Annotated in this window: 18 protein-coding genes, 1 tRNA gene and 1 pseudogene; 1 reads left to right on the top strand and 19 read right to left on the bottom strand. The window is 42.8% G+C overall.

All coding sequences use genetic code 11. The features are described 5' to 3' along the window. From G4407_RS08595 to G4407_RS08505, 19 genes and pseudogenes are all read right to left on the bottom strand, one after another. A complete protein-coding gene (locus G4407_RS08595; RefSeq protein WP_173688541.1) occupies positions 1-201 on the bottom strand; it encodes a peptide chain release factor 2 in 201 nt (66 codons plus the stop codon). Between the two features lie 2 nt (positions 202-203). Beyond that, complete coding sequence (locus G4407_RS08590) at positions 204-2,681, bottom strand: hypothetical protein (protein WP_173688540.1); 2,478 nt, start codon at positions 2,679-2,681, stop codon at positions 204-206. A 10-nt stretch (positions 2,682-2,691) separates the two neighbouring features. Beyond that, a complete protein-coding gene (locus G4407_RS08585; RefSeq protein ID WP_173688539.1) occupies positions 2,692-3,075 on the bottom strand; it encodes a hypothetical protein in 384 nt (127 codons plus the stop codon). Positions 3,076-3,085: 10 nt separating this feature from the next. Next, a complete protein-coding gene (locus G4407_RS08580; protein WP_173688538.1) occupies positions 3,086-4,948 on the bottom strand; it encodes a phage tail protein in 1,863 nt (620 codons plus the stop codon). A gap of 43 nt (positions 4,949-4,991) precedes the next feature. Continuing rightward, on the bottom strand, positions 4,992-5,609 hold the full coding sequence (locus G4407_RS08575) for a phage scaffolding protein (protein ID WP_173688537.1): 618 nt from the start codon (positions 5,607-5,609) through the stop codon (positions 4,992-4,994). Positions 5,610-5,697: 88 nt separating this feature from the next. After that, positions 5,698-5,766, bottom strand: a tRNA-OTHER gene (locus G4407_RS08570). A gap of 242 nt (positions 5,767-6,008) precedes the next feature. Further along, on the bottom strand, positions 6,009-6,431 hold the full coding sequence (locus G4407_RS08565; protein WP_173688536.1) for a hypothetical protein: 423 nt from the start codon (positions 6,429-6,431) through the stop codon (positions 6,009-6,011). 1 nt (position 6,432) lies between these two features. Then, entirely contained in the window at positions 6,433-7,026 is a 594-nt protein-coding gene (locus G4407_RS08560; RefSeq protein WP_173688535.1) for a hypothetical protein, read from the bottom strand. Between the two features lie 14 nt (positions 7,027-7,040). Beyond that, the gene (locus G4407_RS08555) at positions 7,041-7,469 is read right to left on the bottom strand and encodes a hypothetical protein (RefSeq protein WP_173688534.1); all 429 of its coding nucleotides are present in this window, start codon (positions 7,467-7,469) and stop codon (positions 7,041-7,043) included. Between the two features lie 265 nt (positions 7,470-7,734). Further along, a complete protein-coding gene (locus G4407_RS08550; RefSeq protein WP_173688533.1) occupies positions 7,735-8,403 on the bottom strand; it encodes a hypothetical protein in 669 nt (222 codons plus the stop codon). Between the two features lie 52 nt (positions 8,404-8,455). Continuing rightward, positions 8,456-8,707, bottom strand: coding sequence for a hypothetical protein (locus G4407_RS08545; protein WP_173688532.1), 252 nt, complete (start codon positions 8,705-8,707; stop codon positions 8,456-8,458). Further along, complete coding sequence (locus G4407_RS08540; protein WP_173688531.1) at positions 8,700-9,134, bottom strand: hypothetical protein; 435 nt, start codon at positions 9,132-9,134, stop codon at positions 8,700-8,702. The genes G4407_RS08545 and G4407_RS08540 overlap by 8 nt, the downstream gene beginning before the upstream one ends. Positions 9,135-9,440: 306 nt before the next feature. Continuing rightward, the gene (locus G4407_RS08535; protein ID WP_173688530.1) at positions 9,441-9,791 is read right to left on the bottom strand and encodes a hypothetical protein; all 351 of its coding nucleotides are present in this window, start codon (positions 9,789-9,791) and stop codon (positions 9,441-9,443) included. Further along, positions 9,792-11,018, bottom strand: coding sequence for a phage minor capsid protein (locus G4407_RS08530; protein ID WP_173688529.1), 1,227 nt, complete (start codon positions 11,016-11,018; stop codon positions 9,792-9,794). A gap of 89 nt (positions 11,019-11,107) precedes the next feature. Then, positions 11,108-12,526 carry a hypothetical protein gene (locus tag G4407_RS08525; RefSeq protein WP_173688528.1) on the bottom strand — a complete coding sequence of 473 codons (1,419 nt, stop codon included), beginning with the start codon at positions 12,524-12,526 and terminating at the stop codon, positions 11,108-11,110. Positions 12,527-12,528: 2 nt separating this feature from the next. Then, positions 12,529-13,854 carry a PBSX family phage terminase large subunit gene (locus G4407_RS08520; protein ID WP_330586029.1) on the bottom strand — a complete coding sequence of 442 codons (1,326 nt, stop codon included), beginning with the start codon at positions 13,852-13,854 and terminating at the stop codon, positions 12,529-12,531. Further along, a complete protein-coding gene (locus G4407_RS08515) occupies positions 13,844-14,305 on the bottom strand; it encodes a terminase small subunit (RefSeq protein ID WP_173688527.1) in 462 nt (153 codons plus the stop codon). Before G4407_RS08515 ends, G4407_RS08520 begins: the two co-directional genes overlap by 11 nt. A 22-nt stretch (positions 14,306-14,327) precedes the next feature. Further along, the gene (locus tag G4407_RS08510) at positions 14,328-14,591 is read right to left on the bottom strand and encodes a hypothetical protein (RefSeq protein WP_173688526.1); all 264 of its coding nucleotides are present in this window, start codon (positions 14,589-14,591) and stop codon (positions 14,328-14,330) included. 247 nt (positions 14,592-14,838) lie between these two features. Continuing rightward, positions 14,839-15,135: pseudogene (locus G4407_RS08505) on the bottom strand (sigma-70 family RNA polymerase sigma factor); the annotation flags it as partial. A 360-nt stretch (positions 15,136-15,495) separates the two neighbouring features. Between G4407_RS08505 and G4407_RS08500 the strand changes: the two are divergent. Beyond that, positions 15,496-17,115: an MBL fold metallo-hydrolase RNA specificity domain-containing protein gene (locus tag G4407_RS08500; RefSeq protein ID WP_173688525.1), complete on the top strand. Its 1,620-nt coding sequence runs from the start codon at positions 15,496-15,498 to the stop codon at positions 17,113-17,115. Positions 17,116-17,217 lie beyond the last annotated feature (102 nt).

Below are 17,217 nucleotides of genomic sequence, written 5' to 3'. Positions count from 1 at the left end.
TTAGTCCTCCTTGAGATAGTTGTTGCTGATATATTTGTCAACAGCTTCTATGTGTTTCAAAAGTTCGCTATCAATAGCAATAAAGTTTCCTCTATTGTTTTGGCTTATGAGTTCTCCTTTATCAGACACTTCTGAATATGTAAACGTAACTCTTTCTCCCTCGCCTGTCGTGAACTTTGTATAACTCGTCAGTATCTTCATTTCTATACCTCCACTTGCATTTCTTCCAAATACTTTTGATACATCATTGCTCCGATATCTCCATAATCAATTATATTGTCCTCTTCTACGCTATACTGATTTATCCTTTCGTACTCATATTCTTTCTGTAACGCCTTGATTTCCCACGAAAACTTTAAATTTGCAGTGCCTTTGACAATAAAGTATGTTTTACATCGCTCCTCAACCCATATATCGCCTTCTCCGTTTTTCTGTAGGAAAACTTGATATTTGCAACCGCTTGCAATTGTTTCTAAAAATATGGGATCTATATTTATATAGCATTTTCCACTATTATCCGTTATTCCATCGCCAACGTCCCCGAACATTGGTGATGGTGTTTCGTAACAATTTAAAAGTCTTTTCCCATAGCTTTCAGTATCGACTGCTCTGTTTTTTGAGCCACTAACAGTCAGTCTTCCGGAAATGCTCACGTCTGAGCTGTGCATATTAACGGGTCCATTGATGTTCACCATACCGTTAGATATAGATGTAGAACCGCTTATTGTGTATCTAGGTTGAATAATTATATTCCCGTATTGACTATTGTATGCATTACTTTCAATCCACGAATCGTTAAAAAGGCTATCTCCGCAACCACCAGCCAAAAGCATATATCCATTTTTTGTCAGTTGTATTCCACCACTACGGATGTCCGAATCTTTGTCTCTTCGTGTTTTTACAGAAAATGAATCTCCACCGGTTATGATAGTTGGAATTTCATCATTATTTCCGGGTTGTATTACTATGCCATATCTCGACATTCCAGGATGAAATGTATTCAGTCCGTGTACTTTATAACCACTTGTATCAGTGCTACCGCCAACATAGCTTGCACCTATAACCGATGTAATATCAGATGACGTTCCATCCTCACTACTTACTATTTTGTTGCACGAAAGAACGTTATTGTCTAAGTCAAAAAAAACTTTTCCGGTTTTTGACGAAATTCTACCGGATATAATATAATCTGCATTGATTCCGACAGTGTAAAGGATTCTTGCAATCAAATCACCAGTAAGTATGATTCCGTAAGGATATGTCTTGCCACCGTCATTCGACAAGCCGATTGCTTCAGCTGTCACCTTTATAACCACCTTTGATTCTGCAAGTGTTGGCTTATCGTGAATGAATGACACCACACTTCCGTCTGGCTGCTTCGCGTTGCTTTCATACATCCCGGCAGCATTTTCGAGTGTTGTGTTTAGCAGCTCAATCGCATTCTGCATATTGGATATATTGTTCTTATTGCTTGCAACGTCTTTTTTGATGCCATTGTAGATTTCCGCTGCTTCGCTGTAATACTCGCCAGCCTGTCTTTCTGGAGAATTGATATCGCATTTAAAAGATGATCCACCGAGATACGAAAATTCGTGTGTTGTTACGATTGTACGGTACACCTTGTCTTTCCGGTCTACTACACAAGCCAAATCCATAAATTCTACTGTCGGATTCGGGAAAAAGTCGCCGCTAAACTTCCGAAGCGTCGCACCTACAAGAATTTCAGCTATGGAATTGACTACTGTCTGCTCTTTCCCTTTGATTAGCGGATTTGTAATCTTGATGCAGTAATCGTCCGTTCCGCTGATTACTGTTTCGGCATCTCCACCCGTTTTGCTTTCGACTTCTGTGGAGATTCCAGTGATTACCACGTTGTCTGTGTCGATGTCTGGATCAGATGCAAAATCTTCAAAAATGTGATATCCAGAATCCTCTTTCAAGCTTTCTGGTTTTGTACTATCTGTAATGCCGGAAAATGCGCTAAAATCATGCGTTTTGATGGTAAGCATACCGTTTTGGATTACTGCATTCCCACAAGCTAACTGTGCAATATATCCGATGATCTTCCGTCCAGTTGTCTTTCCCGGCGCAGAACTGATAGAAAAGTCCGAGTTTCTGAAAGTCGGACTTCCGAGGACCATTCCGCAAGATGTACAGACTTCCTGTAATAGTTGCAACGCTGTTGTCGGATAAGTCAGTTGCGTGGAGAATGTCCTGTCCGACTTCCACATATCATCGTAGGCGGTCAGCTCGATCACGTCACCGATTGCAACCGGATTCAGAACGGTAAATACACCCTCTTGCATTCTTTCCATGTGTGGATCAAATGTAAGAATCGGATCATTTTCAACGTCTTTTATTACGTCGTTATTGATGTCTCTAAGTGTTTGGTAATCATTGTATGCTTCTGTATATAGTGCGATCCTTGCATAGTAAAAATCATATTTAGAATATCTTTCATCGATATTATCTATCGTCAGTGTGATTGTCTTAGAGACAGCTGCACCGAGCGGAAAGCCATCACTTCCGCCCTGTTCCGTGTAACTGTTCGGACTTATCATGAAATCCCTGTCTGATGTAAGCGTGAGCTTTTCTCCGGTTGCCAGAGTAACCACAGCGTAGGCATAGAACGCACCGCCTTTTTTTATGTACTTTTTCAATAATGTACTTGCGTTTTTCATTCCCTTCTCCTTACAATACCGGATTCATTCCAGTAACCTGAAAGCTCAATTCACTTAATTTTTCTTTTCCATCTTCTATGCTAATCACCGGGGCATTAAAGTTTGCAGCATAGAATTTTCCGGTTTCCCAGCTTGCCGTGTAGACATTAAAATGGTAGAAGTCAAATTCGTCTTTTCCCATGACTTCTTTCAAAATGCGACTTGCTACCGTTGCATCGATGTCCGTCCATTTAAGATTGTACGCTTCTACCGTGAACAGCACCGCATTTTTCATATTCCCTCGCATTGTTCGCCCGGATTTATCAGAAGAGGTTGTGGCAAATGATACCTGGTATCCGTCCGAGTCTGGATCTGTTGGCGTGTATGTTCCAAATTTTAAATGATTTTGTGCCATTTCATACCTCCTAAACCGTCTCGAACGGGTTTCTTCCAGTTACAGTTCTTCTCACTTTTCCCTCTTCCAAAACCAGATCAAACAGCGTTCTTCTGTTTACTTGTGCGGTTACATTGTACGTGCTGCCCTTACCATTTCCGCTTTCTTCCCTTACAATCCGGCGAATCAGGCTTTCCGGTGCTTCAATATTGTTACCACTCTTCTGATCTCCGAGGACTGCCATAAACTCTTTGTTTGGTGGGATAACAGCTCCCTGTGCAAGATATGGAACCATCGGCGCACTCCAATATCCGACATTAAATCCGACAGAACTAAAACCAGTCAGTTTTTCGAGCCAATGTGGTAGGCTAATACTCATGGAGTTTAGAGCGTTTGCGAAAGAGTTTTGCATGGTCTGGATTGCGTAAAGGAAACTATTTATAAAAGCTATAATTGTGTTGATCGGAGCTTTTACAATTGCTGCAAATGAGTTCCAAACTCCGGCGAATATCTGTCGTACTCCCTCCCAAGCTTGCCGCCAGTTTCCAGTGAATACACCTTTTACAAATGTTATAATTCCGTTAAATATCTGCTTTATGCCATCCCATAAATTTTTGATATTTTTGAACCACGCATTCAGGTATCCGCCGAGATATCCGAACTCTTTTGTCCAGTCATGGACAAATGCATTTGCGATCCAGTCTTTTATGGTGTTCATTGTGTTTTTCACGGTATCCCAGTGCGTTACAAGAAGTACAAGAATCGCTATAGTTGCAGCTATCGCAACCGCCAAAGGTCCGCCAAGCAATCCGATCAATCCTTCTGTTCCAATAATAGACATCAAAAGTTCTATCGCACCCATTATTGAAGTGATGAGAGCAACTATTTTCGATGCTGCAAACGCTCCGAGTAAGGTTGCTCCGAGCAAATCAATAATCCATTGATGTTCTGAAAGAAAATCAAAGAATTTTCCGAGCCATTCTATTACTGTCGGCAATCCGGTTTCAATAAGCCATGTCAAAGATGGAAGTATGATTTTTTCATATACGTTGCCGAGGAAATTTCCAATCTTCTCCACAAGCGGACTGACCGACTCCAATAACTGCCGGATGGAATCCAGAAGTGGATAGAAGTCAAGCTTTGCCGCCCAGTCTGCTGTTGCCCATGCGATACGGTTCACGAAATCCAGTATCTTTTGTAAGATATCTGCAATCGCCTGTATAATTGCAGTACCTACACTGTTTTTGTTCCAAGCTTCATCGAGCTTTCCGGCTATCCGTCCAATCGTGGTCAGAATCGCTTGTACAATCTGTAATGTAGTGGATAACAGCTGTGTGCCTGTTCCGTTTGTCCAGACTTCCAACATACTTTTACCAACATCCTTCGCAAGGCTTTTTAAGTTGTTAAAAGCTAATTTCGCCGCATCTATGGTAGCTTTTCCCTCTTTCTGCCATGCCTGTTTAAAAGGCTTAAAAATTTGCGAAAGAATGTCTTTTAGCTTTTCGAGGATAGGAATATCCGTGATCGCTACGTCCTCGAACATCGGTCCTGTTGCACCGGTCCCACCACCGGATCCACCACTGCCACTAGACGGAGACTTAGAGGAAGAATCTTCAGCGGTAAATTTGTTGATATCGTCCAACGGCGAAAGATAGTCCTCTGCCGCTTTTGCCGCATCTTCTGTAGCGTCAGCTGCGTCTTTCGCTGCCGATGCCGTATCTCCTAGACTTGTCAGATAGTTTCCACCTGTCTGATCTGGCAGAAGCGAAGCATACTGCGGTTTTTCCACAATAGCACCAGACTTTAACAGTTCGTTTCTGTTAAGGTTCTCGGTCTGATCTACATACGCACCAAAAACCTCGCCATTAAAATTTTTCTGGTCGAATAATGCCATGTTGTTTCCTTTCTACCCGTAACTTTTCCGGGTTAAAAAATATCTACTCATTTTTGCCCTGAATGTAAGAAGAAATATCAAGGTTTGGATTTTCGTTCTTCATGCGCATAAGCTCTGTCATAGATACATGACCGACCGCTCCTGCGCCAGCTCCGGTTTTTGGAGTTGTAAATCTGGCAGCCCCCGCTTTCGCTTTATCTGCGTTTTCGTCAACGAACGCTGATGCGTCTGATTCTTTCATCTGTGCGATCAGATCATTCAGTCCGAGAATCTTTCCATCATGCAATTTAAGACCGGCTGCTTTTACATCGTTCATGATCTGCTTCTTTGCAGCTTCACTAGAGAATTTAATAGTTTCAAATTCCTTGCCAAGAGCATCCGCAAAATCACGTTCGTAAAGCTTTTCCTTGTAATCTTTTTCAGCGTCTTCAGCTTTCTTCTGCCATTCTTTCAGGTCTTTCTGAATCTGTTCTGGATCGATTCCGTCAAAGCCTTTCAACGTTTCTTCCGCTGTCTCTGCTTTGGATTTCCAATTGTCCCGGTCGGCCGTTAAGGTTTCGTTGTCTTTCTGCAACTTCTTAACGTCTTTCCCGTACTCTTTCATGACGTACTGGATCTGTTCGTCAGTCAAACCCTGTTCTTTTAAGTCTTCTGTTTTCATTCAAAAGCTCCTTCCATTATTAGGTTATTTATAGGTGCGTAACCAGTCACCAATGGTTTTCCGTTTTGTAGGACTCGGCTGTCCAAAAAAAGAATAGGCGGAGTCGAACCGCCATTCTCCCGGATGTCCGGGTGCTTTACCGTTAAGCTATATTCTTCGCCATTTTCTTTTCTCGTAGGGGGAGGTTCAAAAAGAAAAATAGCAATCATACCAATATCACATTTAGAGGAAATGGCGTTATTTGATAACGCCAAAACTCGCCGGAACGTGCGACCGTTCCTTGATACAGTTTTCCACTAGCGAGTCTCTTAAAGAAAGGAGATGCAATGAAGAAAAAATCTTTTCCCGATTCCCTATTTTATTTTATTACATTTCCGTTTTTAAAGTAGTACTCACATTTTACATATCTGCGAGTTTTCTGATCTGTTTTTGAATCTCTTTTCTCTCGTCCGCAAAATCAGAATCCATGACCATAGAGGAAAGCATATCATAAACCTCTACCATCAATCTTCCAACGCATTCCATCAGTTTGTCCCGGTGTGCCTGATCTCCGTTCTCCTTGTATGCTTCTTTTGCAAGGATGTATCTGTTGTATAATTCATCAATATTCTTGTCGTATTTTCCATTGCTGTACTTCTTAATCAGATTTTCTGAAGCTTCTGAAAGTACTGTCGGCATTTCTGCGCATTCAAGTTCATGAATATTGCAGAGTGTTCCCGTTATTTTATAGATTGCATCCAGGTTGGATAGCGTCAGCTCACGCTTTATTGATTCTTTCTCCCTATCCAACTGGCTTTTGAGAATCTTTTTTACTTCTTCCATCTCATTCCACCTCAATTCCTTTTAACTTTTTCTTGTATTTTTCGTCTATTTCCGACTGGTTTTCAGTGATGTAAACCATGTCATATCCCGTGGATATCAGATCAGAAATCATCTGTTCTACCGTTTTTAACTCTGCGCTTACATCTTCCACCAATTTTTCTACAAAAATAGCGTCTGCTACGGATCCGGTTTCTCTGAGTTTTTGTGCGTACTTCTCATACACGGATTTTGTCTCGGATTCCCAGTTGTGATATTCGAGAAATCCATCTTCTACCGCTTTCTGTTTGGTGCTTTTGCCTACAGACAATCTTTTTGCCGTGTACCATGCATCCGGTATAACATTCACTTCGCCGGAAAAATCCTCTTTTATGAGCGCATTGTGATGGTTAATGTAATATCTGCATACCTTTCGTCGTTCTATGCTTTCTGCTAGATGCTGGTACTCATGCAGACGTTTGTACCCTCTTAACCCCAAGAAGTCAAAGTAATCCGCAAATTGTCCATGCATCATAATCGCTCCGATAAACCGGTTGTTGATCTCCGAAAAAATCTCTTCTGGCGTGCTTACGTCCATTTTGCTTTTAAATTCGATCATAAGCTCACCCCTTTCTAGGCAAGCTTTTTGATGATGATATTTGCATCTTTCACAAGGACGGAAGTCGCACTGATGTTTCCGACAGAGACTGTAAAGCTACTTCCAGACGGTATCGCAATCAGCGTTGATGCTTTCACGTTCTGGTATACTTCTGCGGTTACAACTGTATAATCCATTTCAGTTCCGCCAATTGCTTCGCCGTTCAGCTCAAGCGTAAGTGCTGTCGCTCCGGCAGCTGCCGCTGAAACATTGGCGTTAAAATCTACTTCTACTGCCATTGGGAGATTTCCGCGGTTGGTTACTTCGAAAAGTCCGCTACCGTCATCATGATTGAGCCATCCACTAGCGCAAGCGCAACGGCGGCTTTTTACTCTTGTGTTCGTAAATACAACATTCTGATTTACCGCAACTGTCTGTGCGGCTTTTGCAATTACATTTAACATATAAATTCTCCTTTCAAAAAAAGGGATAGACTACTGCCTACCCCTTTGATTTGCAAGACTACTTTTTTGTAGACATGGATTCTTCCAACATGCTTATGATTTTGTTTTGGTTTTCAATTATTTTTAAAAAATACTTACTGTCTTGCTCGTGCAAGTGTTTTTCGATGTCAGAATTACTCGCCTGTGATAGATCACTGTTAAAATTCGCTATCTGCAAAGCAACTCCGTACACTGTAAGAAAGTCAAGTAGTGATATATCGTTCACTTACATCACATTCCCACTTGCACAGCAACCATTACCAAATGCGTTATACGCAAAGTATGGACTGCAAGAAATATAAGCCGGTTTTGGTGTCGGTCTCACTGCATCAATAATGTTATTTGTCTGTGATACCTGTGAAATCTGCCAATATGCCGTCTGTAAATCTCTGTCACGATCAGAGAGCTTGTCTCTCAAATTCTGAATCGTGTTATCCTGGATTAACTGGCGTGTAGCCTGTCCATCTGCTAAGATGCTTTCTTTTATATCGCAGCAACACTGCGCCATCTGTGCCTGCATGTTCTGTGCCTGTAATGCCGCATCATATCTACTCTGTAAGATCTCTTTCTGTGTGTTGCAGCAACACTGTGCCTGCTGAGCCTGTAAGTTCTGCAAACCGAGCTGTGTGGTATAGCGGTTCTCTAACACGTCTCTCTGTGTCTCGCAAGCTGTGTTAGACACATTCTGGTTTGTGTTAAAGATATCTCTTTTCACGAATTCGTCAGAGACAAAAGCGTTCTGTGCTCCGTTGTTGTTTCCCCATCCGTTACCGCAAAACAGGAAAGCAAGAATGATGATCCAGAACCATCCTCCATCGCCCCACATTCCGTTGTCGTTGTTCCTTGTTACCGCTGCTACATCGGCAGCACTTAATGTACTCATACCATCGTTCATGTTGGTTCTCCTTTACATTTATTTATCAAGGCGTGTGCACTCCGCCAGGATATCATTTTAGTTTGTTTACAATATCATTCGGGTTCATTCCGTTTTTCTGGCACATCTCCATAAATACGTCTTTTGGATTTCTTCCGTTGCACATATCAATCGCCCTTTTTATGTTCGGGTTGTTCTGCGCCATGTTCTGCAACATTGCCCCAGGATTCTGTGCGCCCCTCATGAATCCCATCATCTTTTGCAGCATTCCGAATGGGTTATTCCCACTCGCTCCTCCGATCATTCCCATTAGCGGATTACTCATGCTTCACTTCCCCTTTCTCTTCCGTCTGTGCTTTTATGTTCGACAGAAAACGCTCGAACTCTTCTCTTGTCACATACCGGTTATCCATGTCGGTAGTTACCGGCTGTGGTGCTTCATTCGGCTGGATTTCCTTAAATTCAAACGCTTTAAAGTTCACTCCGCCCATGTTGTCGACAGACTTAACATAGAATCTAGGAGCATTGTTATCCATCATCCATGACGTTCCACCCGGCTGTACAATCTGGTTTCTAGCACCGTCCACGCCGTTCACCTGTATCCAATTTACGTTTGGCTGCTGTGTCTGCATCGGCTGCTTGTACTGGTTCTGCATCTGTGACAGCTGGTCGATTCTCTGTTGCAATGCCTGTTGGTCTTGCATATATGGACTTTGCATTTGTGGCATATAATATGGACCGTATCCGTTCATCAAAAACACCTCCTTGTTTTCTATACCTTAATTTTACGCATAAAAAAAGAACTCTAACAGTTCGTTAAAGTCCTTAGAAAGAATCATAAAAGTATCAGCACACTCTTATTATCTTTGCATTTATTCGTCTGCTTATTCTCTTTGCCGTGGATAAGCTCACATTCAACTTTTCAGCGCACAATTCCAGAGGTACATCCATGCTCCGCAGATCAAAGAGTTCCATTTCTGTGGGCGTGAAATTACATTCTTTTCTTAGGTATTCGATTTCTTTACGTGTAAAAGAACATATTTTCATGATACCATAAATCACGCTTTCTTGTATGTCATTGCATTTACCAATTCTTCCCGTGTTTTTTTTAAACCCTCAATGTTATTCCCGGTTATCTTGTTTTCGATCAGATTGAACATACTTCGCATAAGCAAATTCATATCTTCCTTAGTGTTCCTGATAGATTTATAGTCACTATCGAGCTTTTTGTTTATGTCCGATATGCTTTCCTCGATATTCCCAATCCTCCCCTCGATATTTTCTATCTTCTTATCTTGCTGTTTTCTTGGACTGTCCATGTGCTTTTTCCACGTGGAAATCACTGCCACAGCTCCACCGATAACCGTGATCGCATTGCAGATCACCAAAAATTGTGTTAACTGTTCCATTTATTCTCCTTTAGCTGCCTGATACCGCTTTGCTCCTTGCATTGCCTTTACCGACTCCGACCTATGCCAATTTGCCACCTTTAAGCGTTCTGCATACTCTTTCAGGTCATTCGCTTTGCAAAATTTACTGTATTCTTTCTTCTGCCTTGCCAGTGTATCCGCTTTTCTGTCGTATTTGTTCTGTAACTCGAATTTGAGCTTTCCGTCTCGGCAACTGTCTATAGCTGTCTGTATGTTTTTCAGATCTCCTTTGCTGTTCCTGATCCGGCGTTCCAGTGTCCGCTGTCTCTTCTGCAAGGATTCCGCTTTGTAGTTGTCAGCTTTCTTTATGCTGTCTATATCGAATGGATTGTTGATTCCGTCACCAGTGCCGAAAGAGTGTCTGCAATTCCATCCGCACAATCCCTCGCCCGTTCCGTATCCTGTCGTTTCCCGGAAGTCCGGGTATCTTTTGTCTTTCCCAGTTCTGGAATAAAAACGACCTTGCCACCATAGATGGTTGGTTGGGTTCATACCGCCATCACCTGTTCTGGCTCCCACATGGGCGGAAACAAGGATGGTGTCCCATTCCATTTCTTCCATTCGCTTGATAGAAATGTCCGCCGCTGCCTGTCCAATTCCTGTGCGGACGATCATCATTGTGGCCGCTTCTATGCTCAACTTTCGTTGTGTCGGATATGTTACTTTAACGCCATTCTCTGTTACTTTGTTAAGAACATCTTTTACCGCTTCTGTATACGATACTGCACCGGATACCACATTTCTATATGCATTGTCCATTTCGTTAATGAAAATGCGCTGCGATTCTTCTGCCGTTGTCCTTGTAAAGTTACGCCACATTTTCTCGGTTGCCGCATAATCCCTTTCAAGAATCCGTATCAGTGTCGGTGACTGCGCAAGAGGTGGAGGGTTTAGGCCGACTGCTTCATATATCGCATGATCCCACTTCAGAGCTTCAATACCGGCATCTTGAAAAGCTGCTTTGATTTCCGGCAGCTGCTTTTTCGTCTTATCTGCAATCTCTTTCTGGATGTCCGACAGTAGTTCTCCGGCATCTTGTAAAACCATAATCTGCCATTTGTCCGTAGCAGTAAGAATATAGTCTTCCCCTCTTCCGATTCGTGACATTATCCGGGCGATAATCTTATCCATAATGTTCCGGTGCATCTGTGAAGCGATTCTCTCCGCTCCGTCCGTAGCATCTTGCAAATACTCTGGTGTTAGCATCTTACTTCCTCCAACTCATAAGTTGCAAGATAATAATTGTAGCGCAAATGATAAAAATGTTCATTGTCGATACTGCCATAAGATCACCCCTATTCGTTTTTGAACAGATCCGGTTCTTCCGGCTCGTTCTCTTTTTTCGCTTCTTCGATCATTTGTCTTGCTTCATCCTCGCTCATGCCCTCGAATTTAACATAATACATCCATGCCGGGACATCTCCTTGGATTCTGTATTTCCACCAGTTAGCGGCGTCCTCTTGGTAGTTGTATGTGATGTCTCCAAAGTTAAACACCATTGATTCTTCCATGTTCTCCCACAGCTCCGGTGGTGTGTCACTGTAAAGGTCTGCCATGATATTGCATCCATATAAGAGCTGTCTGATACATTCCTCAAGAGCGTCACGGATATTCTTGATCGTTCGGATTGTTTCCTGGTCATCCGCTTCTACCTGTGTGGCGGTCATCATGCCGGTTTTTTCATCCAACTGGAAAAATCCCTGAGAGAATCCGCATTTTGTAGAAATCATAGCAAGAATCGAATTGATATCCTTGATCCTCTGCTCGGTCAGCAAGGTTGCAACGTGTTCATGAATCATGTTTTCATCGCTCACTCCTACGCCCATTTCTACGCCTTTAAGCGTTCTTGGGAGCTTGACCTTGTTGTCTTTTGCATACCGTATAGCACTGTAAGGGAGATAAGTAACGTGCTTGCTGTCCTCTGTCTCTGTCCCTTTTCTGCTCCATGCAATATCCAGATCTTTCAGCTCCTTGATGCAGTTGCACCAGATTGGAACGCCTAATGCACTATCACGGTCAATTCTGTTCGGTGCCGGATTTTTGAAGAACGCAAACAGCGGTTTTTCTACATTTGCAATATACACATCCGGCTCAAGTTCCGCCCATTCCTCTACTTCTGCAAGGTCACACGGTCTGCCGATTCCAGTTGCTACGCCAGTGCTTCCGATTCTTTTTTTGTATGCTACGTTCGTGATCCGGTACAATTCGCCCTCGTACCTCTGCCACTCATAGCGCGTATATCTATATCCGTTTCGGTCTAATGTTGTACGGAACACACAGCCTTTTATATCGCCGTTACTGTCTGCTGCTGTCGGTGCGAAGTTGCCAGCTTCAACGTAATCAATGTTCTCTCCGTTTGGTTTGAACATGATACCGGCATTGCCTAATCCCTCGGAAACCTTGTCACTGATTACTTTCAACACATAGTCAGCTTGTTTTTTTAGTAATTCCGCTCTGCCCTGTCCGTCAATCTGAATATCCAGATCAAGTGTCACCAGTCCGGCGGTTACATCGTCTATGTATCCGGCAAAGTTGATCGTGTCCACTTCGTCCTCCCGGTCTTTCCACGGAGGATTTCCGCTTGTAACGTTGTAAAATGTCGCTATCGCCGTTTCCATTGCGGACGAAAGTTGCACATCTGTTTTAAAAATGTCCTTTGCGTCTTTTCTAAGCAATCTGTCAATCACCGTCCTTGCCCATGCTATAATTCCCATGCTTAATATCTCCACCTTAATCTACGTCTTAAAAATGTGTAGCAGTAATATCTTGTATCATCCATACTGTGGTCATTTTCTTTGATAACAACATCGTCACCCTTTTCTTCATCCCACACGTACAGACCATACTCTTTTATGTTGTCCTCGCAGTCCTCATGTACGCTTATCATGTCCTTGTTCAGCATCGTGGTTACTACCCGTATTCCGTCTAGGACATCATTGTTCGCACCCATTACACTGTATTCATTGTATTTCTTTATGACCTCGATAAATGAAGTGGCAGACGGATCGACAATAATACATTCGACACGCCTGTTCCCGATCAGCTTTTTCAGCATCTTGTAATATTCTTCATCATCCACACGTTTTCCGACTTCTCTACTGTTGTAGTAGACTTCCGCTTCTCTCTGTGAATGCCATCCATCAAACGCCCACAGACCAGCTGAAAACGGATTGACCGTTCCGTAGTCGACAGATACCACATAAGTCAATGCGCCTGTCATGTGTTCTTTCTTCACGTGCCGTTCTTCGGAGAACATAGAATATACAAGTCCCTCGGCAACGCACCACAGTCCTAAGATATAGCGTTTAAAGAACACACCTACATACATACTGCGGTATCTTTCTTTAATCTTCTCAGAGAGAGAAAGGTTATCATCCATCGTGAAATGCAGATAGATAATGTTCTTTTCCTTGCATTTATCCACCCAATTTACCTTGAACCAGTGTCGTGGGTTGTCCGGGTTGCAGTTAAACCAGAATTTAGAACCCGTCACAGAACAACGTCCTGTCGCCTGATTCACGAACGATTCTGGCATCAGCGCAACTTCATCGAAGAACATCCCGGCAAGCGTTATTCCCTGTATCAGATCCTGTGATCGCTCGTCTTTGCCACCAAATATGTAGAAGTAATTGGTTGTCGTTCCCTTGCTTACCACGATCAAGTTGTCCGATCTGTGGTCTACTACCGAATATCCACGGCTCGCAAGCATCATTTTCAGCCAGAATAAAACATTTCGCCGGAATGAGCCGATCGTCTTTCCAGCCATACCGAAATTCTGTTGATTGAATGATTCCATTGCCCACAGTACGTAAGACAACGACATGCACAATGTCTTTCCGCTTCTGATCGCTCCATCTGCTATAATGCCGTCCTTGTCCTTGACTGGACTGTTCGGACACCACCATGTTAGGACTTGCTTCTGCTTAACAGAGAACGGTTTGAAAGCGAACCCTTGCTTCTTAACCTTTTCTTTCATGGCAGACGCACGTTTCATAATGCCCTTGCGTACATTCTCGATACGCTGATCTATGCTATTCGTCATCCGTCCACACCTCGCAAGCTGTAGCGTTCAGAGCATCCATGAAGTTATCATGCACTTCTTCCGCTGTGTTATCCTTGTATGCTGCTTCTAGCTTTGTAAGCTCAATGTCCATCCGGCGGTTGTCAATGTTACGCTTCAGAATCTCTTTCGCTGCGTTTGTTCGTTCCGACAGTGGTGCATCCAGGTCGAACTGGTCTTTTACCTCTCCACGCATTACAGATGTTAGAAAACGCATAACTTCGGCTACGTCTGCGATTCTTGCGTCTTCAATCTGCTTCTGTCTCTTTGCTATATATTCCATAATTACGGGTTTTGTAAGGTTTTCACTTGCTATATACCCCGCTGTCTTTTCGCTATATCCTGCTTTCCTTGCAGCTTCGGAAGCGTTCCCACATATCAAGTATTCGTCACAGAACGCTTTCTGCTTCGGTGTAAGCTTATCCTTTGCCACTTATCCACCGCCCTCTTTCAATTTATTCATCTCCCTTTACCGCTTTCCATATATCATTCAAACAATTCACAATCTCCAACAACGATGCAGTCCGTAAGATTTCCAGATCCGTATCTTTCCATTCCCCATTCTTCTTCCGTTCCATTATCCTTGTGGACAATATGTATACGGTAATGAGTCTTTTCTGTTCTACAGAATAGAACTGGCTTGTTCCCGTGCGGATAACCAGACCTTTTTGTAAGATCGCTTTCTGTAACTTTCTTGCTATGCCGTTTAATTTAGCCATATAATCACCAGCCTATTTTTTTCCCCATATTGTTTTTTATACTATCCTTACCTGTACTATCCTTACCTAACCTAACCTGGGTATCCCGCATGTCTACCACGTGGTTGTCATCTGGTATACCAATCACGGTACAAAAAAATACACCTCCCACGGTCTTTTTATATATTTTACCGTGAAAGGTGTATGAAAGTAGTACTCACATATTTTTTTGATAGATTCTCGGTCAATTCTGGTTATTTCTACTTACTATAGTCATCGGGACTGCGTAAGTTGAAAATTTGACCTCCAGTGCCGGATTAAAATTATTGATCGCCTTGATCAGTCCGATGCATCCGATCTGAAACAGATCATCCGGATTTTCACTGCTTCCCGAAAAGCGTTTGATCACACTGAGTACCAGACGCAGATTTCCTTTGATATACTGTTCTTTAGCCTCTTCGTCCCCCGCTTTGATTTTCTCAAAAAGCACCTCCTTTTCCCTGTCGCTAAGCAGGGGAAGCTTTGCTGTATTTACACCACAGATTTCTACTTTATTAAGTACCATCTCAATAAACCTCCAAATCTTTACTGGTATAAATTTTTCTCAAAACCATTTTTATTTATTCGATTTCCACTGAAATATAAAAAATATCGCTCCTTGACTTTTTTCGCACTCTTCTGAAAGAATATACATTTTAGTAATATTGTCTGATTTTCTATCATTTTACGTGAAATTATAGTATAATATATAAAAAAGGAAAAAGAATGTGCCCTGACACATTCTCGCGCCGAGCGTGGTCGCCTGCGACATCTACATCTTCGCGCGAGTGCGCATCTCTGGCACATAGTGCCTGCTATTTCCCAGGAAGTTCTATAGGAATTTACTGGAAAATAAAAATAAATTATTCGCAAAGGGGTTGAGTATATGAAACTTACTTTTATCGGTGCCGCCCATGAAGTAACTGGAAGCTGCCATTATCTTGAAGCGTGTGGAAAACATATTCTAATAGACTGTGGACTGGAACAGGGACCTGATCTGTATGAGAATCAGGAAATTCCGATCAATCCTTCCATGATCGACTATATCCTCTTAACACATGCGCACATTGACCATTCCGGCAAGATTCCTCTGCTAGTAAAGAATGGATTTAAAGGCGAGATCATCTGTACATTCGCCACCTCTGATCTGTGCAGCATCATGCTCCGTGACAGTGCACATATCCAGGAATCCGAGGCAGAATGGCGGAACCGGAAGGCACTCCGCTCAGGTGCTCCGCTTTATGAACCACTTTATACTGTACAGGACGCCATGAATGCAGTTGCACTTCTTGCGCCGATCGATTATAACCAGACAATTCAGCTCTGTGAAGGAATCAAGCTTCGCTTCACAGATGTCGGTCACTTGCTTGGTTCTTCCTGCATTGAAGTCTGGATTACGGAAGACGGTGTAAGCAAAAAAATCGTATTTTCCGGAGATGTCGGCAATATCGATCAGCCGATCATCAAAGATCCGCAGAATGTGGACTCTGCCGATTATCTTGTCATCGAATCCACCTACGGAAACCGGATCCATTCTACTGTAAAACCGGATTATATTAAGGATCTTACCAGAATCCTGCGCGAAACCTTTGCCAAAGGTGGAAATGTAGTCATTCCATCTTTCGCAGTAGGAAGAACCCAGGAGCTTTTATACTTTATCCGTGAGATCAAAGAAGATAATCTTTTGCCGGAATATCAGAATTTTGAGGTTTATGTAGACAGTCCTCTGGCGATCGAAGCAACCAACGTTTTCCAGAAAAATGTACAGTCCTGCTTTGATGAGGATGCAATGGCTCTGATAAATAAAGGAATCAACCCTCTTCTTTTCCAGGGACTGAAAACCACGATCACCAGTGAAGAATCTAAAATGATCAACTTCAATGACAAACCAAAAGTAATCATCTCTGCTTCCGGAATGTGTGAAGCCGGCCGTATCCGCCATCATCTGAAACACAACCTCTGGAGAAAAGAATGCACGATCCTCTTCGTAGGCTATCAGGCAGTTGGCACTCTTGGCCGCAAGCTTGTCGAAAACAAACCGGAATCAGTCCGGCTCTTTGGCGAAAATGTAGAAGTTAATGCCCGTATTGAAGTACTTGCAGGAATCAGCGGACATGCCGATATGAATGGTCTTCTGAACTGGATTGATGGAATCAAAGAGAAACCATCCCACATCTTTGTTGTACATGGAGAGGATTCGGTTACAGATTCTTTCGCTGCTACCATCACAGACCGTTTCGGCATTCCGGCATTTGCACCATACTCCGGAGGCTGTGTTGATCTCGCAACCGATACCATACTTTCTGAAGGTATCAGGCTTCCGAAAAAAGCAGTTGAAAAGCCAGCCAAAGCACGTGCTCTTACTGCATTCAACCGCGTGGTTGCAGCAGCCAAACACCTCATGGATGTTGTGCTTAAAAATGAAGGTCTTGCAAACAAAGATCTTGCAAAATTCGAGTCACAGATCCAGAATCTTGCTGACAAATGGGATCGTGACGACAGATAAATACCAATCTTATCTTTCCAGAGACCGGCTTCCGACATGGAACGCCGGTCTTTTCCTGTCTTTTTCGACAATTCTTATAAAAAATCCAGCATTTTAGCATGT

Source organism: Allocoprococcus comes, assembly GCF_013300725.1.
Lineage (GTDB): Bacteria > Bacillota > Clostridia > Lachnospirales > Lachnospiraceae > Allocoprococcus > Allocoprococcus comes_A.
Note: the sequence above shows the minus strand (reverse complement) of the source record. Positions and strands in the feature narration are given on the sequence as shown.

Excerpts from the sequence above, each read along its gene's own strand:
- G4407_RS08550 (WP_173688533.1), bottom strand. The coding sequence starts at position 8,403 with ATGAACGATGGTATGAGTACATTAAGTGCTGCCGATGTAGCAGCGGTA.
- G4407_RS08520 (WP_330586029.1), bottom strand. The coding sequence starts at position 13,854 with ATGACGAATAGCATAGATCAGCGTATCGAGAATGTACGCAAGGGCATT.
- G4407_RS08525 (WP_173688528.1), bottom strand. The coding sequence starts at position 12,526 with ATGGGAATTATAGCATGGGCAAGGACGGTGATTGACAGATTGCTTAGA.
- G4407_RS08580 (WP_173688538.1), bottom strand. The coding sequence starts at position 4,948 with ATGGCATTATTCGACCAGAAAAATTTTAATGGCGAGGTTTTTGGTGCG.
- G4407_RS08590 (WP_173688540.1), bottom strand. The coding sequence starts at position 2,681 with ATGAAAAACGCAAGTACATTATTGAAAAAGTACATAAAAAAAGGCGGT.
- G4407_RS08540 (WP_173688531.1), bottom strand. The coding sequence starts at position 9,134 with ATGAACGGATACGGTCCATATTATATGCCACAAATGCAAAGTCCATAT.
- G4407_RS08565 (WP_173688536.1), bottom strand. The coding sequence starts at position 6,431 with ATGGAAGAAGTAAAAAAGATTCTCAAAAGCCAGTTGGATAGGGAGAAA.
- G4407_RS08595 (WP_173688541.1), bottom strand. The coding sequence starts at position 201 with ATGAAGATACTGACGAGTTATACAAAGTTCACGACAGGCGAGGGAGAA.
- G4407_RS08545 (WP_173688532.1), bottom strand. The coding sequence starts at position 8,707 with ATGAGTAATCCGCTAATGGGAATGATCGGAGGAGCGAGTGGGAATAAC.
- G4407_RS08500 (WP_173688525.1), top strand. The coding sequence starts at position 15,496 with ATGAAACTTACTTTTATCGGTGCCGCCCATGAAGTAACTGGAAGCTGC.
- G4407_RS08510 (WP_173688526.1), bottom strand. The coding sequence starts at position 14,591 with ATGGCTAAATTAAACGGCATAGCAAGAAAGTTACAGAAAGCGATCTTA.
- G4407_RS08585 (WP_173688539.1), bottom strand. The coding sequence starts at position 3,075 with ATGGCACAAAATCATTTAAAATTTGGAACATACACGCCAACAGATCCA.
- G4407_RS08535 (WP_173688530.1), bottom strand. The coding sequence starts at position 9,791 with ATGGAACAGTTAACACAATTTTTGGTGATCTGCAATGCGATCACGGTT.
- G4407_RS08555 (WP_173688534.1), bottom strand. The coding sequence starts at position 7,469 with ATGTTAAATGTAATTGCAAAAGCCGCACAGACAGTTGCGGTAAATCAG.
- G4407_RS08530 (WP_173688529.1), bottom strand. The coding sequence starts at position 11,018 with ATGCTAACACCAGAGTATTTGCAAGATGCTACGGACGGAGCGGAGAGA.
- G4407_RS08560 (WP_173688535.1), bottom strand. The coding sequence starts at position 7,026 with ATGATCGAATTTAAAAGCAAAATGGACGTAAGCACGCCAGAAGAGATT.
- G4407_RS08575 (WP_173688537.1), bottom strand. The coding sequence starts at position 5,609 with ATGAAAACAGAAGACTTAAAAGAACAGGGTTTGACTGACGAACAGATC.